The 25,064-nt window shown below is 72.7% G+C and carries 20 protein-coding genes and 1 tRNA gene; 6 read left to right on the top strand and 15 right to left on the bottom strand.

Annotation, left to right across the window (positions count from 1 at the left end; translation table 11 throughout):
* Window positions 1-23: 23 nt before the first annotated feature.
* Window positions 24-1,406 carry an FAD-binding oxidoreductase gene (locus OG594_RS06275; RefSeq protein ID WP_189737410.1) on the bottom strand — a complete coding sequence of 461 codons (1,383 nt, stop codon included), beginning with the start codon at window positions 1,404-1,406 and terminating at the stop codon, window positions 24-26.
* 96 nt (window positions 1,407-1,502) lie between these two features.
* On the opposite strand from OG594_RS06275, the gene OG594_RS06270 reads away from it, so the two are divergent.
* Window positions 1,503-3,002 carry a lipopolysaccharide assembly protein LapB gene (locus OG594_RS06270; protein WP_266595983.1) on the top strand — a complete coding sequence of 500 codons (1,500 nt, stop codon included), beginning with the start codon at window positions 1,503-1,505 and terminating at the stop codon, window positions 3,000-3,002.
* A gap of 155 nt (window positions 3,003-3,157) precedes the next feature.
* Here OG594_RS06270 and hppD read toward each other — a convergent pair whose 3' ends face one another.
* The gene (gene hppD, locus OG594_RS06265; RefSeq protein WP_030012481.1) at window positions 3,158-4,312 is read right to left on the bottom strand and encodes a 4-hydroxyphenylpyruvate dioxygenase; all 1,155 of its coding nucleotides are present in this window, start codon (window positions 4,310-4,312) and stop codon (window positions 3,158-3,160) included.
* 141 nt (window positions 4,313-4,453) lie between these two features.
* Between hppD and OG594_RS06260 the strand changes: the two genes are divergently transcribed.
* The 3 genes from OG594_RS06260 to OG594_RS06250 all read left to right on the top strand — a co-directional run bounded on the left by OG594_RS06260 (window position 4,454) and on the right by OG594_RS06250 (window position 7,095).
* Entirely contained in the window at window positions 4,454-4,933 is a 480-nt protein-coding gene (locus tag OG594_RS06260) for an Lrp/AsnC family transcriptional regulator (RefSeq protein WP_030724270.1), read from the top strand.
* Between the two features lie 168 nt (window positions 4,934-5,101).
* On the top strand, window positions 5,102-5,668 hold the full coding sequence (locus OG594_RS06255) for a transcriptional regulator (RefSeq protein WP_266595980.1): 567 nt from the start codon (window positions 5,102-5,104) through the stop codon (window positions 5,666-5,668).
* Window positions 5,669-5,823: 155 nt separating this feature from the next.
* A complete protein-coding gene (locus OG594_RS06250; RefSeq protein WP_266602667.1) occupies window positions 5,824-7,095 on the top strand; it encodes an MFS transporter in 1,272 nt (423 codons plus the stop codon).
* Here the strand turns inward: OG594_RS06250 and OG594_RS06245 are convergent.
* The 6 genes from OG594_RS06245 to OG594_RS06220 all read right to left on the bottom strand — a co-directional run bounded on the left by OG594_RS06245 (window position 7,025) and on the right by OG594_RS06220 (window position 13,185).
* On the bottom strand, window positions 7,025-7,822 hold the full coding sequence (locus tag OG594_RS06245; protein ID WP_266595978.1) for a S16 family serine protease: 798 nt from the start codon (window positions 7,820-7,822) through the stop codon (window positions 7,025-7,027). The two genes, OG594_RS06250 and OG594_RS06245, sit on opposite strands and share 71 nt — an antisense overlap.
* Window positions 7,823-7,997: 175 nt before the next feature.
* Entirely contained in the window at window positions 7,998-8,639 is a 642-nt protein-coding gene (locus tag OG594_RS06240; protein WP_007264382.1) for an IclR family transcriptional regulator, read from the bottom strand.
* A gap of 417 nt (window positions 8,640-9,056) precedes the next feature.
* Window positions 9,057-10,841, bottom strand: a complete 1,785-nt coding sequence (locus tag OG594_RS06235) for a DEAD/DEAH box helicase (RefSeq protein WP_266595976.1) — start codon at window positions 10,839-10,841, stop codon at window positions 9,057-9,059.
* Window positions 10,842-10,977: 136 nt separating this feature from the next.
* The gene (locus OG594_RS06230; RefSeq protein ID WP_266595975.1) at window positions 10,978-11,418 is read right to left on the bottom strand and encodes a type II toxin-antitoxin system death-on-curing family toxin; all 441 of its coding nucleotides are present in this window, start codon (window positions 11,416-11,418) and stop codon (window positions 10,978-10,980) included.
* Window positions 11,415-11,615, bottom strand: coding sequence for a hypothetical protein (locus OG594_RS06225; protein ID WP_266595973.1), 201 nt, complete (start codon window positions 11,613-11,615; stop codon window positions 11,415-11,417). The genes OG594_RS06230 and OG594_RS06225 overlap by 4 nt, the downstream gene beginning before the upstream one ends.
* A 70-nt stretch (window positions 11,616-11,685) precedes the next feature.
* Window positions 11,686-13,185, bottom strand: a complete 1,500-nt coding sequence (locus OG594_RS06220; RefSeq protein ID WP_266595971.1) for an MFS transporter — start codon at window positions 13,183-13,185, stop codon at window positions 11,686-11,688.
* A 179-nt stretch (window positions 13,186-13,364) separates the two neighbouring features.
* On the opposite strand from OG594_RS06220, the gene OG594_RS06215 reads away from it, so the two are divergent.
* Together OG594_RS06215 and OG594_RS06210 are read left to right on the top strand one after the other, a co-directional pair.
* Window positions 13,365-13,436: transfer RNA gene (locus OG594_RS06215), tRNA-Cys, on the top strand.
* A gap of 453 nt (window positions 13,437-13,889) precedes the next feature.
* On the top strand, window positions 13,890-14,267 hold the full coding sequence (locus OG594_RS06210) for a hypothetical protein (protein WP_266595969.1): 378 nt from the start codon (window positions 13,890-13,892) through the stop codon (window positions 14,265-14,267).
* 108 nt (window positions 14,268-14,375) lie between these two features.
* On the opposite strand, the gene mycP is transcribed toward OG594_RS06210, so the two are convergent.
* From mycP to OG594_RS06175, 7 genes are all read right to left on the bottom strand, one after another.
* A complete protein-coding gene (gene mycP, locus OG594_RS06205) occupies window positions 14,376-15,545 on the bottom strand; it encodes a type VII secretion-associated serine protease mycosin (protein ID WP_266595967.1) in 1,170 nt (389 codons plus the stop codon).
* A gap of 21 nt (window positions 15,546-15,566) precedes the next feature.
* A complete protein-coding gene (locus OG594_RS06200) occupies window positions 15,567-17,015 on the bottom strand; it encodes a WXG100 family type VII secretion target (protein ID WP_266595965.1) in 1,449 nt (482 codons plus the stop codon).
* Window positions 17,015-17,572, bottom strand: a complete 558-nt coding sequence (locus OG594_RS06195) for a hypothetical protein (protein ID WP_266595963.1) — start codon at window positions 17,570-17,572, stop codon at window positions 17,015-17,017. Before OG594_RS06195 ends, OG594_RS06200 begins: the two co-directional genes overlap by 1 nt.
* A gap of 159 nt (window positions 17,573-17,731) precedes the next feature.
* Window positions 17,732-20,020: a xanthine dehydrogenase family protein molybdopterin-binding subunit gene (locus OG594_RS06190; RefSeq protein WP_266602665.1), complete on the bottom strand. Its 2,289-nt coding sequence runs from the start codon at window positions 20,018-20,020 to the stop codon at window positions 17,732-17,734.
* Between the two features lie 53 nt (window positions 20,021-20,073).
* Window positions 20,074-22,128 carry a 2Fe-2S iron-sulfur cluster-binding protein gene (locus tag OG594_RS06185; protein ID WP_266595961.1) on the bottom strand — a complete coding sequence of 685 codons (2,055 nt, stop codon included), beginning with the start codon at window positions 22,126-22,128 and terminating at the stop codon, window positions 20,074-20,076.
* A complete protein-coding gene (locus tag OG594_RS06180; protein WP_266602663.1) occupies window positions 22,125-23,009 on the bottom strand; it encodes a xanthine dehydrogenase family protein subunit M in 885 nt (294 codons plus the stop codon). The genes OG594_RS06185 and OG594_RS06180 overlap by 4 nt, the downstream gene beginning before the upstream one ends.
* A gap of 319 nt (window positions 23,010-23,328) precedes the next feature.
* Window positions 23,329-24,966 carry a beta-N-acetylhexosaminidase gene (locus OG594_RS06175; RefSeq protein ID WP_266595959.1) on the bottom strand — a complete coding sequence of 546 codons (1,638 nt, stop codon included), beginning with the start codon at window positions 24,964-24,966 and terminating at the stop codon, window positions 23,329-23,331.
* Window positions 24,967-25,064: the final 98 nt, after the last annotated feature.

The following is a 25,064-nucleotide window of genomic DNA, read 5'->3' as shown; positions in this document are numbered from 1 at the left end:
CCGGCCGCACGCGGCGGGCGGCGTCAGAAGAGCTTGCCGGGGTTGAGCAGCCCGAGCGGGTCGAAGGCCTGCTTGACGGCCCGCTGCATCTCCAGCCCCACCGGGCCGAGTTCGCGGGCCAGCCACTCCTTCTTCAGGACGCCGACCCCGTGTTCGCCGGTGATGGTCCCGCCCAGGGAGAGGCCGAGCGCCATGATCTCGCCGAAGGACTCGCGGGCCCGCCGCGTCTCGTCCTCGTCCGCGGGGTCGAAGCAGACGATCGGGTGGGTGTTGCCGTCCCCGGCGTGCGCGCAGACCCCGATGAGCAGGTCCTGGGCGCGGGCGATGGCGGCCGTGCCGTCCAGCATCTCGCCGAGCCGCGAGCGCGGTACGCACACGTCGTCGATCATCGTCGCCGGCCGCAGCGCCTCCAGCGCGGGGAAGGACATCCGGCGGGCCTGGAGCAGCAGTTCGGACTCCGCCTGGTCCTCGGCGGGGACGACGGCGGTGGCCCCGGCGGCCGTGCACAGCTCCCCCACGGCCGCGAGGTCCTCGGGGGCGTGCGGGGTGTCGAAGGCGGCCAGCAGCAGGGCCTCCGTGGCCTCGGGCAGCCCCATCTTGCCGAGGGCGTTGACGGCGCGGACTGTCGTCCGGTCCATCAGCTCCAACAGCGAGGGGGTCAGGCCCGCCTCCATGACGGCGCAGACGGCCTCGCAGGCGGCCGCGACGGAGGGGAACTCGGCCGCCAGGGCCAGCTGCCGGGGCGGCGCGGGCCGCAGCGCGAGGACGGCCTGGACGACCACGCCCAGGCTGCCCTCGGAGCCCACGAAGAGCCGGGTGAGGTCGTAGCCGGCCACGCCCTTGGCGGTACGCCGGCCCGTGCGCAGCAGCCGCCCGTCGGCCAGGACCACGTCGAGGCCGAGCACGTACTCGGCGGTGACCCCGTACTTGACGCAGCACAGGCCGCCCGAGGCGGTTCCGATGTTGCCGCCGATGGTGCACTGCTCCCAGCTGGAGGGGTCGGGCGGGTAGTACAGGCCCTGTTCGGCGACGGCACGTGAGAGGACGGCGTTGACCACGCCCGGCTCGACCACGGCGATCCGGTCGACGGCGCTGATCTCCAGGATCCGGTCCATCTTGACGAGCGAGAGCACGATGCAGCCGTCGGAGGCGTTGGCGCCGCCCGACAGGCCCGTCCGGGCGCCCTGCGGGACCACGGGGATCCGTAGGGCCGTGGCGGTGCGCAGGACGTGCTGGACCTGTTCCACGGTGCGGGGCAGGACGACGGCGGCCGGGGTGCCGGCGGCGCAGAAGCTGGCCATGTCGGTGGCGTAGGAGGTGGTCACCTGGGGATCGGTGAGCAGGGCCTCGGCGGGGAGCCCTTCGAGCAGACGGGCCCGCAGACGTGCGAAGAGATCGTCATCCATGGGTCCAGCGTGGCAGCCGGGGCCATCGGTGTGAACACGACCGCGCCCCCCTTCGGACACCTCGGCGAGCTCTTCATATTGACGCACAGTGACCCCATGGACCGTATCGACGAGGAATCGCAGACGCCGGCGCCGCCCGTGACCTTCACCGGCCGCAAGACGCTCGTGGCGGCTGCGGTCGCCGTGGTCCTGATCGCCGGGGCCCTGCTGATCCGGCCTGCCAGGACCGCTGACGACGCCCGTCCGCCGGAGCCGAGCGAGCGTGCCGCGTCGGCGGTGGGCATGGGCGCGCCCGCGGCGGCGGTGGACCTGACGGAGCTGGTGGCGGACCGGGAGAAGTGGCTCGCGGCGCATCCGGACGATGACGCCTCGTGGGCCGTGCTCGGCTCCGCCTACCTCGAACAGGCGCGGCGGACGGCCGATTCCGGCTGGTTCCCGAAGGCGGAGAAGGCCCTGAAGCGCTCGCTGGAGGAACGTCCGGCCGAGAAGGGCAACTTCGACGCGATGACGGGCATGGGCGCGCTGGCCAATGCCCGGCGGGACTTCGGGACGGCCCGCAAGTGGGGTGAGCTCGTACGGGCGCAGGCGCCCAAGCGGTGGACGGCGTACCCGGTGCTGGTGGACGCGTACACCGGGCTCGGCGACTACAAGGCCGCGCAGAAGGCGATGGAGCTGCTGCTGGACATGCGGCCGGGCCTGGCCGCGTACGTCAGGGCCTCGCAGGTCTACCGGGACCGCGGCTGGCGCGAGGACGCGGTGGTGGCGATGGAGCACGCGGCGGGTGCGGCGAAGGCCCCGGCGGAGAAGGCGTACGCGCTGCTGCGCCTCGGGGAGCTGTCGTGGGAGCGGGGCGACGCGGCCGAGGCGCTGCGGCAGTACGAGGGCGCGCTGCGGACGGATCCGGCACAGGCGCAGGCCCTCGGTGGCCGGGCCCGCGCGCTGGCTGCTCTGGGGCGCGGTGGCGAGGCGGTACGGGACTACCGGCTGGCGCTGGGCCGGTCGGCGGTGCCGCAGCTGGCGCGGGAGCTCGGCGAGCTGCTGGACTCGCTGGGGCGGGGACCGGAGGCGCGCGCCCAGTACGAGGCGCTGACCACGATGGTGGCCCGGGACAGCAGGAACGGGGTCGACGACGTCGTGCTCCTCGGCCTGTACGAGGCGGACCACGGGGATGCGCAGTCGGCGGTGCGGCGCCTGTCGCAGGAGTGGTCGCGGCACAAGAGCGTGCAGGTCGCGGACGCGCTGGGGTGGGCGCTGCACCAGAGCGGCGAGGACGCGGCGGCGCTGGAGTACGCGAAGAAGGCCGCGGAACCGGGGCTGCGCAGCGCCGACTTCGCCTTCCACCGGGCGATGATCGAACGCGGCCTCGGTGACGAGGAGGCGGCCCGCCGCCACTTCCAGGAGGCCATGCGGACGAACCCGCACTTCTCGCCGCTGCGCGCGCCGGTGGCGAAGGAGGCCCTGGCATCGATCGCGCAGCCGCCGTCGGGGGGTCCGGAGAACGTCCGGCCGACCGCTCCGTGGGTGGAGCCGGAGCTCCCGAAGGCGCCGACCCCGACGCCGACCCCGAAGCCGTCCCCGAAGCCGACGGGGCGCTGAACCGGCGCTGAACCCCGGCCCGGGAAGCACGACGGCGCCGCACCCGGGAACGGGTGCGGCGCCAGGCCCCCCTCGGGCCGGATCGTGAAGACCCGCTGCGCGGTGCACCGGAGCGGTACGTGCAGCGCGTCGAAATCTGCGGGCCGAGCCGGAGGCTAGAGGTTTCCGCGCTTGTCCTGCTCGCGCTCGATCGCCTCGAACAGGGCCTTGAAGTTGCCCTTGCCGAAGCCCATCGAGCCGTGCCGCTCGATGATCTCGAAGAAGACGGTCGGGCGGTCCTGCACCGGCTTGGTGAAGATCTGCAGCAGGTAGCCGTCCTCGTCGCGGTCGGCCAGGATCTTCAGCTCGCGCAGCTCGTCGATCGGCACGCGGGTGTCGCCGACCCACTCGCCGAGGGTGTCGTAGTAGGTGTCCGGGACGGACAGGAACTGGACGCCCGCCGCGCGCATCGAGCGGACGGTGGAGACGATGTCGTTCGAGGCCAGCGCGATGTGCTGGACACCGGGGCCGTTGTAGAACTCGAGGTACTCGTCGATCTGCGACTTCTTCTTCGCGATCGCCGGCTCGTTGATCGGGAACTTGACCTTCTTGGTGCCGTCCGCGACCACCTTGGACATCAGCGCCGAGTACTCGGTCGCGATGTCGTCGCCCACGAACTCCTTCATGTTCGTGAAGCCCATGACCTTGTTGTAGAACGCGACCCACTCGTTCATCCGGCCGAGCTCGACGTTGCCGACGCAGTGGTCGATGGCCTGGAAGGTGCGCTTGGCCGGGGGCTCGACCATCGGGTCGACGGCCTCGTAGCCCGGCAGGTACGGGCCGGTGTAGTCGCCGCGCTCGACCAGCGTGTGGCGGGTCTGGCCGTAGGTCGCGATCGCGGCCAGCACGACCGTGCCGTTCTCGTCCTTGACCTCGTACGGCTCGTCCAGCCCGCGGGCGCCCTGCTCGACGGCGTACGCGTACGCCGCGCGGACGTCCGGGACCTCGATGGCGAGGTCGATCACGCCGTCGCCGTGCTCGGTGACGTGCTCGGCGAGGAAGCGGCCGTGGTCGGTCGTCGCCTTGATGACCGAGGTCAGCACGAAGCGGGCGGAGCCGTTGGTCAGGACGTAGCTGGCCGTCTCGCGGGAGCCGGTCTCCGGTCCGGAGTAGGCCACGAGCTTCATGCCGAAGGCGGTCGAGTAGTAGTGCGCGGCCTGCTTGGCGTTGCCGACGGCGAAGACGACCGCGTCCATGCCCTTCACGGGGAAGGGGTCGGCCTCACGCGCGGTGTGCGGGGTGGTTTCGAGGTTCGCCAGGGACTCAGTCATGAGCGCAGAGTCCCGCCGATCCACAAGCTGCGCAATAGTTTCCAGTTTGACTGTACAAACTGCCCAGGATGACCGCAGGCTGGTTGAAACATCTGTGCACTATGACCACCCACGAGCACGCGTGGGCACCCGGAGGCGTCCATGGGCATCGACGAACTCGACGGCCGGCTCATCGTCCTGCTCGCCCGCGAGCCGCGGATCGGGGTCCTGGAGGCCTCGCGGCGGCTCGGCGTGGCCCGCGGGACCGTGCAGGCGCGGCTGGACCGGCTCCAGTCGAGCGGGGTCATCCGCGGGTTCGGCCCGCAGGTCGACCCGACGGCCCTCGGGTATCCGGTGACCGCGTTCGCGACGCTGGAGATCAAGCAGGGGCAGGGGGCCGACGTACGGGCGCACCTGAACGGGGTGCCGGAGGTGCTGGAGCTGCACACCACCACCGGGCACGGGGACATGCTGTGCCGGCTGGTGGCCCGGTCCAATGCCGACCTCCAGCGGGTGATCGACCGCGTCGTCGGCTTCGAGGGGATCGTGCGGGCCTCGACGGCGATCGTGATGGAGAACCCCGTACCTCTGCGGATCATCCCGCTGGTGGAGCAGGCGGCGGAGGACGACACCCGGGCCTGACGCCCCCGGCCGGCGGGGATCCAAAGAAGGCGTTGCAAAGAAACCCTTGCACAGAACTCTTTGCAACCCTATCGTCGAGCCATGCCCGAGAAGCCGGTAGAACCCGTAGGCCCCGTACAACCCACAGGCCCCGTAGAACCCACAGGCGCCGTAGGACCCGTCGGCCCCGTGGAGCCCAACGTCCGTACGCTCGACGCCCGTTCACTGCGCGGCCTCGCCCACCCGCTGCGCATCCGCCTGCTGGGCGCGCTGCGCCACGACGGCCCCGCGACCGCCTCCCAACTGGCGGACCGGCTCGGGGAGTCGAGCGGCGCGACCAGCTACCACCTGCGCCAGCTCGCGGCCCACGGGTTCGTCGAGGACGCGCCCGAGCACGGCAAGGGCCGCGAACGCTGGTGGCGGGCCGTGTACGACGGCACGGCGTTCGACGAGACGCTGACGCTCGACGAGGACCCGGCCGTGCGCGGTGCGGCGGACCTCTTCCTGCACGAGATCGCGACGATCCACACGCAGGAGCTGAGCACCTGGCTCGGCAACGCCCACGACTGGCCCACGGAGTGGCGGCGCGGCGCCGACATGAGCGACTTCACCCTGCACCTGACCCCCGCGCAGAGCCACGAACTGATCCACAAGATGCACGACCTGATCAACAGCTATCGCGACCTGCCGGCCTCCGAGGAGACGAAGGCGGTCCGCTTCCACACGCACGCCTTCCCGCGCGGGACGTCGGACTAGCGCGGACGGGCCCGCCCCCGCCGGGGCGCCCGGGCAGGGCAGGGCAGGGCCGCACACCACCGAACACACCATGCGAGGAGTCCACCGTGCACGCCTTACATCCCGACGAGCCGACCCGCGCGGAACACCGTACGGACCGGCGCCCCCTGGTCGGCGTGCTGGCCGCCAACACCATTTCCATAGCCGGTAGTTCACTCACCCTCATCGGCGTCCCGTGGTTCGTGCTCCAGACCACGGGCAGCGCCGGCCGGGCCGGGGTCGTCGCCTTCTGCGCCACCCTGCCCGTCATCGTGGCCGCCCTCGTCGGTGGACCGGTCATCGACCGGATCGGCCGCCGCCGGGTCTCCGTCGCCTCCGACCTGATCAGCGGCCTGTCGGTCGGCGCGATCCCGCTGCTGCACTACGCGGGCGTGCTGGAGTTCTGGATGCTGTGCGCACTGATGGCCGTCGGCGGCCTGGTGCACACCCCGGGCCTGACCGCCCGCGCCGTCCTGCTGCCCCATCTCGCCGAGCACGCCGGCACCACCATCATCCGGGCCGCCGGCCTCTACGACGCGGTCTCGCGCGGCGCCCGGATGATCGGGGCGGCGGTGGCCGGCCTGCTCATCGCGGCGTTCGGCGCCGAGACCGTCCTGCTGCTGGACGCGGCGACCTTCGGGACGTCGGCGCTGCTGGTCGCCGCCTTCCTGCGCGGGGTGCCGGCCGCCGAACCGCAGCGCACGACCGGGAAAGTGTCCTTCACCGCCTACCGCGCCGAACTCGCCGAGGGCTGGGCCTTCATGACCCGTACCCGGCTGCTGCTGGGCGTCACGGTGATGGTCATGATGACCAACGGGCTGGACCAGGGCTGGTCCTCGGTCCTGCTGCCGGTGCACTGCCGCGAGGACCTCGGCGGCGCGGCCGCGATCGGCTTGATGATCTCCCTCTTCGGCGGCTTCGCCCTGCTGGGCGCCCTGCTCTACGGGATGTGGGGCGAGCGCTTCCCGCGCCGCGCGGTGTTCACGGCGGCCTTCCTGCTCTCCGGGGCGACCCGGTACGTGGTGGCCGCCCTCACCGACACGACCCTGCCGCTCGCGGTGACGATGGCCCTGGCCGGCCTGGGCGCGGGCATGCTCAACCCGATCCTGACCACGGTGATGTACGAGCAGGTGCCGGAGGCACTGCGCAGCCGCGTCTCGGGCGTGGCCACGGCGGGCTGCGAGCTGACCATGCCGCTGGGCGGACTCGCCGCCGGCCTGCTGGTCGACGGGTTCGGGGTCACCACCGCGCTGCTGCTGTTCGGCGGCACGTACCTGCTGACGACGCTCGCCCCGATGGTCTTCCCGGCCTGGCGCGGACTGGACGGGGCGCCGGCCGTCAGCAGGACGGAGCCGGCTCTCCCCGGTTCAGCGCGCGAAGAGAGTTCACCGCATCCGTCAGCGAGGTGACGGGGACCAGCCTCAGCCCCTCGGGAAGTTCCGACAGGGCGTCCGCGCACTCGGCCTTCGGTACGAGGAACACGCTCGCCCCGTCGCGCCGCGCGGCCTGGGTCTTCAGGGCCACCCCGCCGACCGCGCCGACCCGGCCGTCGGCGGTGATGGTGCCCGTACCGGCGATGCTGCGACCGCCGGTGAGATCGCCTCCGCTGCCGTCGCCGTCGAGCTTGTCGACGATGCCGAGGGAGAAGAGGAGCCCGGCGCTCGGGCCGCCGACGTCGGCGAGGTTGAGGTCGACCTTCACGTCCTTGGGGTCCTTGTGGAGGAAGCCGAGGGCCGCGTCGGTGGCGGCCGACTGCGACTTGGTCATCTCCTCCAGGTTGTGCTTCTCGATCTCCTCGTCGCTTCCGCCCGAGGAGTAGACGGCCTCCCGGGGCATGACCGCCTGATCGGTCTTGAACCAGTGGCCGATGAGCTCGTGCAGCTTCATGGTCGAGGACGGACCGGTGGCCCGGATCGTGGTCATCCGCAGCTCGCCCTTGGTGTCCCGGACCGGGGCGCCGGTCACGGTGATGACCGGCTTGCCCTGGTCGGAGCCCAGGACGTCGGCCGTGAGCCCGGGAATGGCGACCACGAAGGGCAGCGGCGCGAAGGCCGCGGCGGCGAACAGCCCGAGCGCGGGCACGGCGCAGACGGCCAGGGCGGCGGGACGCGGCAGACGTGTGAGGCGTGAGAGCACCCGCCCAATCTATCCGCCCACCCACCGGCCCCTCTTTCAGCCCCGCCAGGGGGCACCTCCCAGCGGTAGCTGGGGGAGCTTGAGGCGCGGGGGTCCGGGGGCAGCGCCCCCCGGCCACGGCGCCGCACCCGGCAACGCGGCGGCGCCACCGGCACGGATCCGCCGAGCCCGCGGCCTAGCGAAGGGCGTCGGCCACCTCGCGCGCCGCGTCGACCACCCGCGGCCCGACCCGCTCCGGCACCGCGTCCGCCAGCATGACGACGCCGACGCTGCCTTCCAGCCCGGTGATGCCCACGAGGGGCGCGGCGGCGCCACTGGCTCCCGCTTCCAGCTCCCCGTGGGTCAGCGTGTACCCCGGCTCGATCAGGGAGCCCTGACGGGCGGCCAGGATGGCCCGCCCGGCGGCCCCGCGGTCCAGCGGGTGGCGGAAGCCGGCCCGGTAGGCCACGTGGTAGTCCGTCCAGGTCGGCTCCACGACGGCGACGGCGAGCGCCTCGGTGCCGTCGACGAGGGTCAGGTGCGCGGTGGCACCTATGTCCTCGGCGAGGGACCGCAGCGCGGGCAGGGCCGCCTCGCGTACGAGCGGGTGGACCTGCCGGCCCAGCCGCAGCACTCCGAGGCCGACCCGGGCCCGGCCGCCGAGGTCACGGCGGACCAGGGCGTGCTGTTCGAGGGTGGCGAGGAGCCGGTAGACCACGGTGCGGTTCACACCGAGGCGGTTGGAGAGCTCGGTGACGGTCAGACCGTGGTCGGTGTCGGCGAGCAGTTTGAGGACTCTGAGCCCTCTGTCGAGAGTCTGGGAGGTTTCCGCGGTCACGACGCCTCTCCCTCTTTCGGTGAGCGGCGGTGACTCTCGGGGTGGCACGTCGCCGGTCCCGCGGCGACGCACGGAGAGGCCGCCGGTAGCGGCCATAGCACCGGCTGCGCTCCCGCGGCGGCGCTGCCACGGTGCGTTTGATGCGGGGACATTAGCGAGCGGGTCCGCTCAGCGGAAGGGCTCGTCCAGAATCCGGGCGCGTGCTACCTGTTTGTGCCGTTTCCTGATCGGCGTCGGTGTCAATTCGTGACCTCGATTGCCACAGGACGCCTTCACCCGCCCACTGCTCCGAGCATGTTCAAAACGACCGTGCTCGACTCCGGCTCGGCTCCGGCTCGGCTCCGGTGGGATGCGCCGACGCGCGGACGGGGTCCGTACGAACCTCCGCACGGACCCCGTCCCCCACTTCGTAGGTGCTCACCGCATACGGGTGGCCCACTCCTGCACCTTTTTGATCCGCTCGCGCAGCTGCCCCGCGGTCGCCTCCGCGCTCGGCGGACCGCCGCACACCCGGCGCAGCTCCGTGTGGATCACCCCGTGCGGCTTCCCGCTCTGGTGGACGTAGGCGCCCACCATCGTGTTCAGCGACTTGCGCAGCTCCAGCAGCTCCTTGTGCGAGACCACGGGCCGCCGGTCCGCCGGCAGCTCCAGCAGGTCCGCGTCCGCGTCCGGCTTGCGGCGGCTGTGCGCGATCTGCCGCGACTGCCGCTTCTGCAGCAGCATCTGCACCTGGTCCGGCTCCAGCAGTCCGGGGATGCCGAGGTAGTCCTGCTCCTCCTCGCTGCCGGGGTGCGCCTGCATGCCGAATTCGGCGCCGTCGTAGAGGACCCGGTCGAAGACCGCGTCGGACTCCAGCGCCTCGAAGGACATCTGCTCGTCCTCGCCGGTGTCCTCGTCCTCCTGCTTGTTCGCCTCGTCCATCTCCTTCTCGGACTCGGCGTATGGATCCTCCTCGCCCTGCTTCTTCGGCTTGTCGAGGACGTGGTCGCGCTCGACCTCCATCTCGTTGGCGAAGCCGAGGAGGTAGGGAATGGTCGGCAGGAACACGGACGCGGTCTCGCCGCGCCTGCGCGAACGCACGAACCGGCCGACGGCCTGCGCGAAGAACAGCGGCGTCGAGATGGTGGTGGCGTAGACGCCCACCGCGAGGCGCGGTACGTCGACGCCCTCGGACACCATCCGGACCGCCACCATCCAGCGGCTGCCGTCCTCACTGAACTCGTCGATCCGCTTCGACGCACCGGTGTCGTCGGAGAGCACCACGGTCGCTTTGCTACCGGTGATCTCGCGGAGCAGCTTGGCGTAGGCGCGCGCGGAGTCCTGGTCGGAGGCGATCACGAGGCCGCCGGCGTCCGGGATGCCCTTCCTGACCTCCGTCAGCCGCTGGTCGGCGGCGCGCAGCACGTTCGGCATCCAGTCGCCGCGCGGGTCCAGCGCCGTGCGCCAGGCCTGGGAGATGGCGTCCTTGGTCATCGGCTCGCCGAGCCGGGCGGCGATCTCGTCGCCGGCCTTGGTCCGCCAGCGCATGTTGCCGCTGTAGGAGAGGAAGATGACCGGCCGGACGACGCCGTCGCCGAGCGCGTTCCCGTAGCCGTAGGTGTAGTCGGCGGAGGACCGCCGGATCCCGTCGTTCCCCTCCTCGTACGTGACGAAGGGGATCGGGTTCGTGTCGGACCGGAAGGGCGTTCCGGTCAGGGCCAGGCGCCGGGTCGCCGGGTCGAAGGCTTCCAGGCAGGCCTCGCCCCAGGACTTCGAGTCACCGGCGTGGTGGATCTCGTCGAGGATGACGAGGGTCTTGCGCTGCTCGCAGCGGTTGCGGTGCAGCATCGGCCGTACGCCGACACCGGCGTAGGTGACGGCGACGCCGTGGTAGTCCTTGCTGAGCGGTCCGGCGGAGTACTCGGGGTCGAGCCGGATGCCTATCCGGGCCGCCGCCTCCGCCCACTGCTTCTTCAGGTGCTCGGTCGGAGCGACGACGGTCACCTGCTGGACGACGTGGTGGTGCAGCAGCCACGAGGCGAGGGTGAGCGCGAAGGTGGTCTTGCCGGCGCCGGGCGTGGCGACCGCGAGGAAGTCCCGCGGCTGGTTCTGGATGTAGCGGTCGAGCGCCCCCTGCTGCCAGGCGCGCAGCTTGTTGGCGGTACCCCAGGGGGCACGGCCGGGGAAGGCGGGTGAGAGATGGTGGGAGGCGGTAGTAGTCACGGTCTCCGGTTCGTGCTCTCGGCGTATCTGGTACGGGTGGCAGGCAGTCGTACGTAGGACAACCGGGCCACCCTACCGGCCCGGGCCCGCCCCTCGCGGAGGGACAGGCCCGTGACCTCGGCGGGTGCGGCGAGCGTCACATCGGCGGGGCGAGGAGCGCCCGCAGCCGGGCCGCGATCCGCGCGACGTCGCTCTCGTGCCCGGCGGCCACGTCGATGACCAGCGCGTACGCGGCCTCCTGGTCCGCGTCGCCCGGATCGGCCCCGTTCACGGCGAGGAAGGTCGCCGCGGCGAGCCAGGCGGTGCGCTTGTTCCCGTCGACCAGGGGGTGGTTGGTCGCGATGCCGTGGAGCAGCGCGGCGGCCTGCTCGTAGGGGTCCTCGTAGGCGGGGGTCCCCGAACTCCCCCAGCTACCGCTGGGAGGGGCCCCCTGGGCGCGTGGCCGGTGCACCGCCGACTCCAGCAGCCCGGGGGCGCGCAGTTCGACGGGCTGGTCCTGGGCCAGGCAGGCGTGCCGGGCCAGGTCGAGGACCTCGGCGAGCGTGAGGTGGCGCACCGGGGCCGTGGGGGCGCTCATTCGCCGAGCCGCTTCAGCAGGGGCGCGTGCCGCTGCGCGAGGCGCAGCGCCTCGGCCCCGACCCGGTCGCGCTCGGCCCGCAGCAGTGCCCGTACGGCGTCCAGCGCGAGCTCCTCGGGCGACCGGCCCGTCGCGTCGGCGAGGTCGGCGCACTCCGCGCGCTCGGCGTCGGAGAGCCTGATGACCATCTCGTTCATGGGCGGAACGGTGGTGCGGCCGCCCGTCGAGGCGCAGCCGGGTTTCCCGGCGCCCGGCAGGCCCTGTCGGTCAGTCCCCGACGGGAACCTCGACGGAACCCCCGACGGGAACTTTGGCGGGAACCTTGGCGGGATCCAGCCGGGTCGCCACCCAGGCCCCCACCAGCGCCACGCAGGCCATCGGCAGGAACACCACGGCGAAGGCGGCCGGGTGCGAGGCCGACGCGCCCTCCGTCAGGGCGTGCGAGGCACCGACGGCTCCACCGCCCAGCGCGGCGAACGCGGCGCCCCCACCGGCCAGCAGCACCACGTTCGCCAGCGCGTCCGAGATCTGCAGCGAGGCGGAGTTGGAGCCCGCTTCCTCCGGCGCCGACAGCTGGAGCAGCAGCACGCTCGTGGAGCCGATCACCAGGCCCATGCCGAGGCAGCCGACCGCCCAGGCCAGCGCCAGCGTCCACACCGGCACGGACTCGATCAGCACGGCGGGCGCCGCAGCGATGGCCAGCGCCACCAGCACCATCCCGGTCACCATCAGCCGCTGCCGGTAGGGGGCCGTCCGCCCCTGCGACTGCACCCACGAGCCGCCCGCCCAAGTCACCCCGCCCAGCGCGAGCGAGAACCCGGCCATCGTCGGGCTCAGCCCCCGCTGGCTGACCAGCATCAGCGGTACGAAGCTCTCGGCGGCGACGAACGACCCGGCGGCGACCCCGCGCAGCAGCACCACGGACGGCAGCCCGCGCCGCGCCCGGTAGGTCCCGCGCGGCAGCAGCCCCCGTACGGCGGGTACGAGCAGGGCCGCGCCGGCGATGCCCGGCGCCAGCGACAGCCACCGCAGGTCCTGGGCGGCGTACTGGAGCAGCCCCGCCCCCACCGAGATGCCGAGGGCCAGCCGGATCCGCCGCCGGTCGAAGGCCACGGGCGGGGCGTCGGGGTCGACGGGCCCGGACGCGGTCCGCCGTATCGCGGGGAGCGCCACCACCAGGGGAACCACCACCAGCGCCGGTATCCCGAGGAAGACCCACCGCCACCCGAGGTGCTCGGTGACCGTCCCGGAGGCCAGCGGCCCGACGATCGAGGGGACCACCCAGCTCGCGGCGAACGCGGCCATGATCGCGGGCCGCAGCCGCTCCTCGTAGGCCCGGCTGACGACGACGTACAGGGCGACGATGACCAGCCCGCCACCGAAGCCCTGCACGGCCCGGCCGAGGACGAACGCCCACATGACCCCGGCGGTCCCGGAGATCACGAGCCCGGAGGCGAAGGCGGCGATCCCGACGGTCAGCGGCCGCAGCGGCCCCTGCCGGTCGGCCCACTGGCCGGCCAGGACCATGCCGAAGAGGCTGGTGGTGAAGTAGGCGGAGAAGGCGAAGGCGTAGAGCCCGATCCCTTCCAGCTCCCGGGCGGCGACGGGCATGGCCGTGCCGACGGCGGTGGCCTCGAAGGCGATGAGGAAGATGACGGAGATGATCCCGATGCTGAGCGTCCGGTACGCGGGCCCGAGGATCCCGCCCCCGGGCGGGGGCGGGATCGGTGCGGTTCTCTGCGGCACACGGGGTTCAAGGGCGCTCATCGCCCCAGAGTAAGGGGCGTACCCCGGGATCGTCCCTGTCAATTCGACGGATCCCGTCCTCGTCCCGGAGACCTAGGTCCGCCGGACTGTGAACGCGGCATGGCAGTCGCATTGCACGGTCCGCGCATCCCTTCCCCAGCCCCGCGGGCCCCGTAGCGTCATGCACGTCACCACCACACAGCCGTGTGCCCGAGTGGTTGAGGGACTCGCCTGCAAAGCGGGTTACGCCGGTTCGAATCCGGTCACGGCTTCGCGGCGGGCCGTCCAGGGGCAGGCGCACCCCTGGGCGGCCTTCGCCTTGTCCGGACAACCCCGCCCGTACGACCGGTAGCTGACGTACGGTGACCGGGCGCGGCAGCCGCCGGAGCAGCAAGGCGCGAGGCCACCGACTCCCCGGCTTCCCCGGGAACAACCGCGCGGTACGGGAAAACGCTCCGGTTGCGGGCCGGGAGGCGCTGTAGGAATGTGGTGAGTGAAGGGCTGGGGGCTGCCGAATCAGCTGGTCAAAAGCGCGGCAGCTGAACCCCGGCCCGGTTCACGGACGACCCCTCGAAACCTGGCGATCTCCAATGCCACGCCTGTCGTGTCGGCGTCAGGGTCGGCCTCCACAGAACTACTCGTACGCCAAACGGGCAGGTGGTCCCATGTCTACGCGCACGTCCCGCATGTCTCGTATCTCCCGCAGGTCTCGCACTCTGACGACCATGGCCCCGATCCTCGCCGCGGTACTGGCAGGAGGACTCCTGACGGCCGGTCAGGCCTCGGCGGCACCCCCCGTCGGAACAGTGAACTTCAACGGAAAAGTGACCTGCAAGAACGCGTTCCCGGCCCCCAACAACTCCGTCCCCACACGGGTTTCGCTGGACAGCGATGAGGACGACGGGTCGGGTCCCACCAACAACCCGGTCAACCGCAGGGCGACGTTCGGCCCCATCAGCCTCGACACCCCGTTGGACTCGTCGTTCAACCTCACGGCCGAGGTCACGTGCAAGGCGCCGGGGAAGCAGCCCCAAACGTTCACCAGGACCATCCAGCTGGACAGCCTCACCGAAGGCGACACGGTCGCGCTGAACATCAAGTAGGCGACCACGCCACGCACTGCGCACTGCGCACCGCCCCGTCAGGCCAACGGCCTGACGGGGCGGTCTACAGCGGGCCCTCGGGCTGGCGCGGGTCCGGAGCCGACCGGGTCAGCGGTTGCGTCGTACGACGACCACGGTCACCGCTCCACCGATCAGCACGCAGGCCGCCAGACCGAGCCCGATCCAGGGAAGCGCGCTACCGCTCTTCTTCTCCTCGGCCTGCGCCGCGGGCTTGGACGCGGCCGCGTCGGGGGCCTTGGCGTCGGAGGACGCGGAGGGCTTCTTGGGCGCATCCGCCGCCGCGAGGTCGGGCAGCGGGTAGACATCGGCCGGGCCGGGGTCGCCGGGGGTCTGCAGCGCGATGCGGGGACGGACGATGCCGTAGCCGACGTAGTCGTTGCGCTCGACGCCGTCGGTGGGCTTGCCAGCGGTGTTCAGGAGGACCCGCAGCACCTGGTTGTTGGTCCAGTCGGGGTGAGCGGACCAGATGAGGGCGGCGGAGGCGGAGGCGAGGGCGGAGGCGTCACTGGTTCCAGAGGTTTTACACAACCCCGTCTTGCCAGAACAAGCAGTGACAATATCGATGCCCGGTGCAGCCATATCCACCTGGGGGCCGTGCTGCGACTCCTTGGTCGGCCCGCCATTAGGGTCTACTGCAGCTACTCCGACCACCCCGGGTGTCGCACCCGGGTACTCGACCTCATTGAGCGAATCCCCTGAGTTCCCAACAGCCGCGAAAACCAGCTTTCCCTTCGAGAGCGCATACTTCACTGCTTCGGCCCGCGCCCGGTCAGTCTCCGGCGTACCTTCGATTCCCATAGAAATATTGATGACCTTGGCATCCGATTCTGCCGCGAACCGAATCGCCGCGACCCAAGACGGTGTTGCCAATTCAGCGTTAGCAACACGGATTGGGAGAATCTTGACACCGGGCGCTAGCCCGAAACCACCGTCGCCGCTCGGATGTTTGCCCGTCGCAGCAATCATGGCGGCCATGCCTGTGCCGTGACCACTCTTGTCGTGACGCCCATCTCCACCTTGCGCCACGAAATCCGCGCCAGGGACGATCTGGCCCTTCAGTTCAGGGATCTCCTTGACGCCATCGTCAATTACAGCGACGGTAACGCCCTTCCCCGTACTGACCTTCCAGATGTCATCAGCCTTCATGGCGTCGAGATGCCATTGCTGGGCTCGAATGGTCTCAGCATGGGCCGGGGTCGCAGCGACCCCGGCCAGCAAGAGACCCACCAGGGCCGAGGTCGCCTTGCGCATGCGCATCCCGTGCAACGTCCGTTCTGCTCAGTCGATCACAGGCGGAACAACACGACGGCTGCCCTGCCAGGTCTCTTCGTCCTCAGCCAGGTAATCGGGGCGTTCGCCCCCCTGGTCGTTCCGTCGGGTACCCGGGCTCTGCGTGCCTGCGCCGGCGTGGCCCATGGAGCCCATGCCCGCGCCGCCGCCGCTGCCATTACGCACGAGACCCGAACCGCCCTGGGTGAAGGTTTGACCGCCCACGCCCGGGCGACCGACCGCACCGGTCTGGCGCCCGCCCACGACACCTCCCGGCTCCGAGGCCAGTCGACGTCCTGCAGCGAGGCCTCCTTGGCTGCCGAGGGCACCACCGCCGCCGTGGCCCATACCCCCGCCGCCCATGGGGCGGCCCACCTGGCCGCCTTCACCAATGACCGTGCCACGCGGGATACCCAAGCCGGGGCCGGTGGAAGTCACCTGGCGGCCGCCCATAATGCCGGGGTCACGCGGGGGCATGCCGGGCGTACCGATCACTTTGCCACCGGGAGTGCCCGGACCGGTCAGACTCGGGTAGGGACCAATACCGGGACCAGTGCCGATGGGGCCCGGCCCCTTCACACCGCCGACTGGCGGGAAAGCTACCGGCGGGAGAACGGGGCTGGGGGTGGGCCCACCAGGGCCCGTGGGCAGCGGGCCACCTGGCGTGATCGTCACCGGAGGCGCACTCCGGTCGGGAAGCGTCGCGACGCTGTCGAGGTCCACATTCACCTCACGGTCCGGAATCGACGGCACGGACACCGACGGAACCGTGTTGTCCGGTCGCGCTTGTTGACCAGGCACGTATCCGGGCGCGCCCGAGGGTGACCCTGCAGAACCGCCGGACGGTGAATACGAGGAAGATCCCACCGAGCCTCCGCCTTCGCCTCCTCCCGGACGTGCCATGTCCTGATCGGAGCCGTAGCGAGCAGGCGGCAACAGCACCGCCGGCGGCGGCGGGAACGTCGGGATCGTCGCCTTGTTCATCTCGTCCGACGACACCTGGTACGACTGCGCCAGGTTGGTCATCAGCCTGACCGCCTCGCGGTGGTCCGCGTCCAGCGTCGCCTGCGCCTCCGAGCGGGCCTGCGCCGAGTCCGGGTCGTTGTGGTACTTGCGGGCCGCCGCGAGGTTCGCGGTCGCGGTCGCGTCGACGGCGGTCATCTTCGTGGCCTCGGTCATCGTCTGGACGACCTTGCCCATCCATTCCCCGCCCTTGGCGCTGTACTCGCCCAGGCGCAGCGTCGCGTTGCCCGCGCGGCCCACCCACTCCTGGAAGGCGTCGGCTCCTTCGCCTTCCCAGCCGGACACGACGTGCTTCTTGAGCGCCTCGCCGATCTTCTTGATGTCCTCGGCGGCCTTCTTCAGCTGATCGGCCCGCGTCTGGACCGAGGTCGGGTCCAGCGAGGCGCTCATGTCCCGCATCTGCTGATGCGTGAAGCCTTCGAAATCCGTTGCCATCAGTAGTTACCTCCCGACGTGCTGGGCGACGGGGTAGGAGTCGGGGTCGTGGACGCCGGCGGCTGGTTGGACTCCTTCAGACGGCGCTGTTCCTCCGGCCACGGGTCACGGTCCGGCACGTACTCCTCCTTCGCCTGCTTGGCGATGGCGACCATGCGCCGCTTGGTCTCCTCGTCCACGCCGGCGTAGTTGTTGCCAGCCGACAGGACCGCGATGCCCAGGGCCTCGATCGTCTCCGCCAGCCCCTTCGAGAGCTTCTGCAGCTCCGTGACGACCGTGTCGTACGACTTGAACAGCGCGTCGACCTCTGCGAAGCCCTTGCCGAGCTTGTTGGCCGGCAGTTTGTCGTCCGCCAGCTTCTTGTGGTCCGCGTCGGAGCCGGTGAGGTCGTCCAACAGCGAGTCCACCATGCGCTTGTACTCGCTCAGCGAGTCGAACTCGTACCGCAGCGCCGCATTGGCCGCCGTGTAGGCCGCCCCGGCGATCGCGCCCATCGGACCCGCGATCCCCAGCGTGAGGGCCGTTGCTACTTGGCTCGCCCCGTTGTCCTCTGCCACGTTGGCCTCCCCGTCTCCCCGTGGTCGCGGCGTTTCCGCCGCTCCCCGTCCCCGTTCGCACCCGTGTCCATACGTACATGCACACTTGTACCGATCACTCTAGCGACCGGCACCGACAGCCCCAAGTCCGGGGTTGCACGTGCAATGTGGGTCACACGGTCACGAGTTGGGCGTACCGACCGCCGCAGACGGCCTGATCGGCAGGCGGTTGACCGGGCGGCCCGTGGCCGCGCGGACCGCCGAGGCCACCGCCGCCGGGGTCGTCACCACGGGGACCGCGCTCGCCGCCTTCGCGCCGAACGGGGCCACCACGTCGCGTTCTTCGACCAATTTGACGATGCGGACCGTCGGGGCGTCCAGCGCCGTCGGCAGGGCGTAGCCCGTCAGGTCCGGGTGGCGGATCAGGCCGGAGACCGTGCGGAGGTTCTCCGTCAGGGCCGCGCCCACGCCCTGGGTGACGCCCGCCTCGATGCGAGCCTCCAGCTGACGGGGGTTCAGGATGCGGCCCACGTCCTGGGCCACCGCGAGTTCCACGACCCGGACCGAACCCAGTTCGATGTCCACGTCCACCACCGCGCGGATCGCGCAGAAGGCGAGGCCCACGAAGGCGTCGCCCTGGCCGTCCGCGTCCAGGGGTTCCGTGGGGTGGGGGCGGCACTGTGCCGTCGCCCAGAGTTCCTTGCCGGCCATCGCCTCCGCCACCGACATGGAGAACGCGCCGTCGTACGACGTGATGCGGCCGTCCTGGATCTGCAGGAGCTCCGTCGACATGCCCAACTTGTGGGCCATCGGCTGCAGGAGCTGGGTGCGGACCATCTTGGCCGCCCGCTCCACCGCGCCGCCCGACACCCACGTGTGGCGACCGTGTGCCGCCGGGCCGGCCGGCGGCTGGTCGGTGTCCACGGGGGCCATGGCGACCTCGTCGACGCCCAGCACCTCCTGGACGATCTGCCGGGCCAGCGTGGCGAAGCCCTGGCCGGTGTCGACGGCCGCGCAGATGACCGTGGCCGCTCCGCCCACCACCTTCACCGTGGCCGTGGAGACCTCGTCCGTGCCCTCCGCTCCGAGCATGTGCACCATGCCGACGCCGTAGCCGACCCCGCGCCGTACCGCGCCCGGCTCGCCCGCGCCCTCCGGGCCGCCCGGCAGCAGCCACTCGTCCTCCGGGGCGTCCTTGGGCAGCGCGGGCAGTTCGAAGTCGCGGACCGCGCGCAGCAGTTCCGCCACCGGGGCCGGGCAGGTCACCGTCTGGCCGGTGGGGAGCAGGTCCCCCGTCGCCAGGACGTTGCGCATGCGCAGCTCGGCCCCGTCGATGCCGAGGGCGGCCGCGAGCTTGTCCATCTGGCCCTCGTACGCGGCGCACACCTGCATGGCGCCCTCGCCGCGGACGTGACCCGACGGCGGGTTGTTGGTGCGGACCACCCAGCCCTCGACGAAGGCGTGCGGGACGACGTACGGGCCGCACGCGAAGGCGACCGCCGCCGCCAGGGACTCGGCGGAGGAGTCGGCGTACGCGCCGCCGTCCATCAGGATCTGTGCCTCGACCTTGACGAGGCGGCCCTCCGCGTCCGCGTGGTGGCGGTAGCGCAGCAGGGTCGGGTGCCGGTGGGTGTGGCCGAGGAAGGACTCCTCGCGGGTGGCGACCAGTTTGACCGGGCAGCCCGTGCGCAGGGCGAGCAGGCCGAGCGGGAGCTGGAAGGCGGCGTCCTCGCGGTCGGCCGTCGCGCCGGGCACGCCGGTGACGACGACGCGCACGCGGTCCGGTTCCAGGCCGAAGCAGGCGGCGGCCAGGTCGCGGTCGGTGTGCGGGTCGGTGGACGCGGTGTAGAGCTCCACCCCGCCGTCGGGGCGCGGCACGGCCAGTCCGGCCTCGGCGCCGATGGGGGCGGGGTCCTGGCGGCCGATCCGGTACAGGCCCTCGACGACCACCTCGCCGGTGGCCTCCGGGTCGCCGTAGCGCAGCGGGATGTGCCGGATCAGGTTGCCGTCGGGGTGCAGGGCGGGGGCGCCGAAGGACTGCTCGGGGTCGGTGACCGGGTCGAGGAGCTCGTACTCGACCGCGATCGCGGCGGCGGCGAGCCGTGCGGTGTCCGGGTGGTCGGCGGCGACGGCGGCGATGGCCTCGCCGTGGTGGCGTACGACGTCGTGCGCGAACACCGGCCGGTCGGCGATCCGACGGCCGTGCGTGGTGGTGCCGGGCACGTCGGCGTGGGTGACGACGGCGCGCACGCCGGGCATCTCGGCGGCGGCCGTGGTGTCGATGGAGAGGATCCGGGCGTGGGCGTGCGGGGAGCGCAGCACGGCGGCCCACAGGAGGCCCTCGGCCCACAGGTCGGCGGCGTAGGGGAAGGTGCCCTCGGTCTTGGCGCGGGTGTCCGCGGCCGGTACGGAGGCTCCGATTCCGCGCGGGACCTGCTGTTCGGAGGCCTCGGTGCCCGGGGCGGCCATGGCCGTCACCGTGGTGTTGACCGTTGTCGTCGCCGTCGCCGCGTCCTGCCCGCTCACGCCGTGCCTCCGTGGTGGATGCCGCCCTCGCCGGGCGCTGCCTGGTGCGGGATGCGCGGCTCCGGTGCACCTGTGCCCGGGGCCGCGGGCTCCGCGGCCGCCGCTTCGCGCTCGGCCACTACCTCGCGCACGGCGTCGACGACCCCCGCGTAGCCGGAGCAGCGGCAGAGGTTGCCGCACAGGGCCTGACGGGTCTCCAGCTCGCTGGGGGCGTGATTGCCCTCCAGCAGGTCGTGGATGGTCATGGCCATGCCGGGTACGCAGAACCCGCACTGCACCGCGCCCGACCTGCACAACGCTTGCTGGACGTCCGAGAGTTCCCCGTTCGTCGCGAGACCCTCGACCGTGCGGACCTCGCTGCCGGCGGCCGTGGCGGCCGGTACCAGGCAGGAGGCGACGAGCCGGCCGTCGACCTTCACGGCGCAGGCACCGCATTCGCCCTGCGAGCAGCCGTCCTTGGCGCCCGCGAGGCCGAGCCGCTCGCGCAGCACGTACAGGAGGGACTCGCCGATCCAGGCGCCGGTGACGGGCCGGTCGGCGCCGTTGACGCGCAGGACGTAGGAGGCCGAAGGGTGCTCGTGATGGGCGACGGCCCCGGCGTCCGCCTCTTCCTCGTACGGCGTCGCCCCGGTCGGGAGCGCGTCCTCGCCGTCGGCGGTGTCCGCGTGCGGCGCGGGGTCGGCCGGGGGCTCCTGGGCGGCCGGCCCGTCCCCGTTCCCGGGGTCGGCTTCCGCAGCGACCGGCTCCGCCCCGTGCGTCGCCTCGTGCTCCGCCCCGTACGCGGCTTCGTGCTCCGCCCCGTACGCGGCTTCGTGCGCGGCCTGGGGGCCGGGCTCCGGTGCGTGGCCGAACGCCGTGAAGCCGTGGCCGTCGGTGCCGGCGGGCTGCGCGGGCTCGGCGGCCGGCGCCTGGACGCGCACCCCGCCGAAGAGGTCCAGCCCGGTGTCGGCCACCGCCGACCGCTCGGCAGCGGCGGGGGCGGCGTCGGCGGTGGCCGGCTCGGCGTACCCGGCCTGCTGCTCCGCGTATCCGGTGTACTCGCCCCGCCCGGCGTACTCCTCCTGGACCGCGTGTCCCGTGTGCCCCGCGTACTCGCCCTGGCCCGTGTGGTCCGCTGCCCTGGCGCCCTCCGCCTGCTCCGCGGCCGGGCCGTGCGCGGCCTCGATGTCGTGCGGGGCCTGGTGCACCGGCTCGCCCTCGGGCAGGGCGGTGCCCACCCCGGGCCCGCCCAGCACCCGCGGCCCGCGGGCCGCGGCGCCCACGCCCGGCCCTCCGAGCAGCCCGGCGGCCTGCGCGGTCGCGGCGGCGGCGGCCGAAGCGGCGGCGGCCTCGTCCGTGCCGGGCAGCACACCGCCGGCACCGGCGGCACCGGCGGCGTCCGCGTCAGGGGTCCCGGCCGGCTGCTGCGTCAGGTACGCCCACGGCGCCGGGGCGCCGCCCGGCAGCGTCGCCGGGGCCTGGCTCCAGTCGGCGTCCAGCCCGCCCGACCGGTAGTCGTTCGGCTGCTCGGGGAATTCGGGGACGGCCCACTGTCCGGTCGCCGGACCGCCGACCTGCTCGGGCTCGTGCGCCGCTTCCGGGAACCGCCACTCGGCCGTCTCGCTCGGATCGGTCACCGGCAGCTCCGGCTCCGGCTCCGGCTCGGCGAACGCCGCCGCGACCGACGCCGGGATCGGGATCGACGCCGGGATCGGCCCGCCCACGGAACCGGGGCCCGCGCCCTGACCCGCACCGGCGGCACCAGCACCACCCGCCGGACCGGCCTGCGCCGAGCCGCCCGCCTCCGGCCACTGCACCGGAAGCGTCCACGTCCCCGTGGCCGACGGATCCGTGCTCGCCGAGCCCAGCGGCACGATCATCGGCGGCGGCACGTAGCCGTGCCCGGGCGCCGCGAGCGGCTCCCCGGTGCCGAGCGCGTCCAGCATGTCCTGCGGCAGTTTCACGAAGGCCGTGGCGTCCGAGTCGTACTCGCCGCCCTGCGGGACCGGTTCCCAGCCCCAGCCCGCCGTGCCGTTCCCCTGGGTCACGTTCTCGTTCTCGTTCTCGCTCATGAGGTCAGCGCCCTCCCCAGGGCCCTGCGCGCCAGCACGGCCACCGTCCGCCGCAGATGCAGTACTCCGGGAGCCACCGGCTCGCCCTGGTCGGGCACGCACGCCGCCGCGACGTACTCGCCGAAGGCCTCCAGCGCCTCGGGGGCCAAGGTCCGCCCGCCGTCCCAGTCGATCAGCGAGGCCACCCACTGCTCGGCCTCCAGCGGCCGCAGCGGCATCGGAGCGACCGCACCGATGGCGCAGCGCACGCCCCGGCGCGCGGGATCCAGGACGAGCCCCACGGACGCCACGGCCCGCCCCGGCCCGGTACGGCCCGTGGCCTTCAGGAACACCTGCGGTGCGTGCAGCAGCGGGACCCGCACGAAGCCGATCAGCTCACCGGGCCGCAGCATCTCCCGCCCGGCCAGCAGGTGCGACACCGGGATCTCCCGCTGCCCGACCGGGCCGACGATGACGAGTACGGCCTCCAGCGCGGCCAACACGGGCAGCGCGTCACCCGTGGGCGCGGCGGTGGCGATGTTGCCGCCGAGGGTGCCCGCGTTGCGGATCTGCGGGGGGCCGGCGGCCCGGGCCGCGGCCGCCAGCGCGGGGATCAGAGCGGCGAAATCCGGCCGTCCCATCCGGGCGTGCGTGAGGCCCGCGCCGAGCAGCGCGTGGCCGTCCTGGTACTGCCAGCCGCGGATCTCGTTGATCCGGCCCAGGCCCACCAGTGCGGCGGGCCGCAGCAGCCCGGCGTTGACCGCGGCCATCAGGTCGGTGCCGCCCGCGACCGGCACGGCGGCGGGCATGGCGGCGAGCGCCGCCACGGCCTCGTCGAGCGAGGCCGGCAGCGTCACGGACTGCGCCGCCTGCGGGCCCTGCGGCCCCTGAGGTGAATCCAGTGCGTGCGGTGCGTGCGTGGTCAACCCAGCTGCCCCTTCCCGATGTCCCGGTTCCGGCGCTCACGCCTGTTCCGCCGTACGGTACGTGCTCACCGCCGGGACGTGGCAACTCTGGCACATCTTCCGGGCCGCCCGGCGCGAGGGTCCGCCCCCTGTGCCCGACCCCGGGCGCGGTGCCCCGTACGGGCCGTACGGCCCTGTCGCACCGCGTTCGGCGGCCCTGCTCCGCGATTGCCCGATTTTCCCTGTATCGGGGGAAATTGAGGCAGAGTTCCGCTCCCGTTCCCTTTCGGTTCCGGTCGCAGGCGTCATCCAGTTGTCACACGTTCGGGGGCGCCCCCTCGATCGGGCGCCCCACCACCCCGGGCCGCCGCTGCCGCGGCAAGGGGCCGCCCGGCGGCCGGTAATCGACCCCCTGCGCGGCCAACCGCGCGTAGTGCGCACCCATCCGCTCCTCGAACCGCGCGAAGTCGCGCTCCTCGGGCTCCGGCTGCTGCGACCACACCACCTCGGCGAAGGCCGCGAGCCGCGGGAACACCTGGTAGTCGACCCGGCCCTGGTCCTCCATCACCTCGGTCCAGACGTTGGCCTGCGCGCCCAGCACGTGGGCGGCGGCCTCCGGCGACAGCTTCGGCGGCACCGGCTCGAAGCGGTAGACGTCCTCCAGCGAGCGCACGTACCCGATGGGCACCGGTTCGTCCGGGCCGCCCGCCTGCCGGTGGTCCAGGTACACCTGCTGCTCGGGGCACATGACCACGTCGTGCCCGGCTTCGGCGGCGGCGATCCCGCCCGCGTAGCCGCGCCACGAGGACACCGCGGCGCCCTCGGCGAGCCCGCCCTCCAGGATCTCGTCCCAGCCGATCAGTCGCCGCCCGCGCGCGGCGAGCCAGCCGTCGAAGTGCCGGACGAACCACGCCTGCAGCCCGTCCTCCCCGTCCACGCCCAGCTCGCGGATCCGCTCCTGGGCGACCGCGGAGGCCTTCCACTGCGCCTTGGGGCACTCGTCCCCGCCCACGTGCACGAAGGGTGAGACCTCGGCCGGGAACAGCTCCAGCAGCTCCTCGAAGACCCCCTCGTAGAAGCGCAGCACGGCCTCGGTCGGCGCGAGCACGTTCTCGGTGATCCCCCAGTCGTCCCACACCCCGAGCGCAGCGGTGTCGACGACGTCGGTGTTGCCCAGCTCCGGGTACGCGGCGATGGCGGCCTGCGAATGGCCGGGCACGTCGATCTCCGGGACCACCCGGACGTGCCGCTCGGCGGCGTACGCGACGATCTCGCGGATGTCGTCCTGGGTGTAGTACCCGCCGTGCGGGGTCTCGTTCCACAGCGGCGAGGCCCGGTGGCCCCACCGGCTGCGCGGGCGCCACCCGCCGACCCCGGTCAGCCGCGGGTGGCGCTCGATCTCGATCCGCCAGCCCTGGTCGTCGGTCAGGTGCAGGTGCAGCACGTTGAGCTTGTGCGCGGCGAGCAGGTCGAGGTAGCGCAGCACGCCGTCCTTGGGCATGAAGTGCCGGGCCACGTCCAGCATCATCCCGCGCCAGCCGAACCGCGGGCCGTCCGCAACGGAGGCGTACGGCAGGCTCCACGCGCGGCCGGGCAGCGGTGCCTTCCGGTACGCGTCGGGCCCCAGCAGCTGACGCAGCGTCTGGGCGCCCCAGAACAGCCCGGTGGCCGTCGCTCCCGTCAGCTCCGCCCCGTCCGGCCCGATCTCGATGCGGTACGCCTCCGGCCCCGGGTGCGCGGCGCCGTCCGGGTCGACGCGCAGCCGCAGCTCGGCGGTCGCGCCGGCTCCGGCGGCGGGCAGCTCCCAGCCGGTGGCCGCGCCCAGCTCGCGCCGCAGCCAGCGCGCGACCCCCGCGGCTCCCGGCCCGGCGTCCAGGACCGGATCGGACCCGAACGCGAAGCGGCGCCCCTCCTCGTCGAGCCGTACGACCTGGGGTGCGGGGATCAGGTCCATGCGTGAGCCCTTCACGACTGCGTGCGCGTGTTGCGTCCTGCGCAACGCTCGTTCCGCAGGGCGCTCGTCGCGCCGACCCTAACGCTCCGCGGGAACAC

It is taken from the genome of Streptomyces sp. NBC_01214, from assembly GCF_026340975.1.
GTDB lineage: Bacteria > Actinomycetota > Actinomycetes > Streptomycetales > Streptomycetaceae > Streptomyces.
The sequence above is the reverse complement of the archived record's forward strand: the minus strand, read 5'-3'. Positions and strand labels throughout refer to the sequence as shown.

Coding starts and splice junctions, on each gene's coding strand:
- OG594_RS06275 (WP_189737410.1), bottom strand. CDS start 1,406: ATGGATGACGATCTCTTCGCACGTCTGCGGGCCCGTCTGCTCGAAGGG.
- OG594_RS06270 (WP_266595983.1), top strand. CDS start 1,503: ATGGACCGTATCGACGAGGAATCGCAGACGCCGGCGCCGCCCGTGACC.
- hppD (WP_030012481.1), bottom strand. CDS start 4,312: ATGACTGAGTCCCTGGCGAACCTCGAAACCACCCCGCACACCGCGCGT.
- OG594_RS06260 (WP_030724270.1), top strand. CDS start 4,454: ATGGGCATCGACGAACTCGACGGCCGGCTCATCGTCCTGCTCGCCCGC.
- OG594_RS06230 (WP_266595975.1), bottom strand. CDS start 11,418: ATGAGCGCCCCCACGGCCCCGGTGCGCCACCTCACGCTCGCCGAGGTC.
- OG594_RS06225 (WP_266595973.1), bottom strand. CDS start 11,615: ATGAACGAGATGGTCATCAGGCTCTCCGACGCCGAGCGCGCGGAGTGC.
- OG594_RS06220 (WP_266595971.1), bottom strand. CDS start 13,185: ATGAGCGCCCTTGAACCCCGTGTGCCGCAGAGAACCGCACCGATCCCG.
- OG594_RS06210 (WP_266595969.1), top strand. CDS start 13,890: ATGGCCCCGATCCTCGCCGCGGTACTGGCAGGAGGACTCCTGACGGCC.
- mycP (WP_266595967.1), bottom strand. CDS start 15,545: ATGCGCATGCGCAAGGCGACCTCGGCCCTGGTGGGTCTCTTGCTGGCC.
- OG594_RS06200 (WP_266595965.1), bottom strand. CDS start 17,015: ATGGCAACGGATTTCGAAGGCTTCACGCATCAGCAGATGCGGGACATG.
- OG594_RS06190 (WP_266602665.1), bottom strand. CDS start 20,020: ATGGCCGCCCCGGGCACCGAGGCCTCCGAACAGCAGGTCCCGCGCGGA.
- OG594_RS06185 (WP_266595961.1), bottom strand. CDS start 22,128: ATGAGCGAGAACGAGAACGAGAACGTGACCCAGGGGAACGGCACGGCG.
- OG594_RS06175 (WP_266595959.1), bottom strand. CDS start 24,966: ATGGACCTGATCCCCGCACCCCAGGTCGTACGGCTCGACGAGGAGGGG.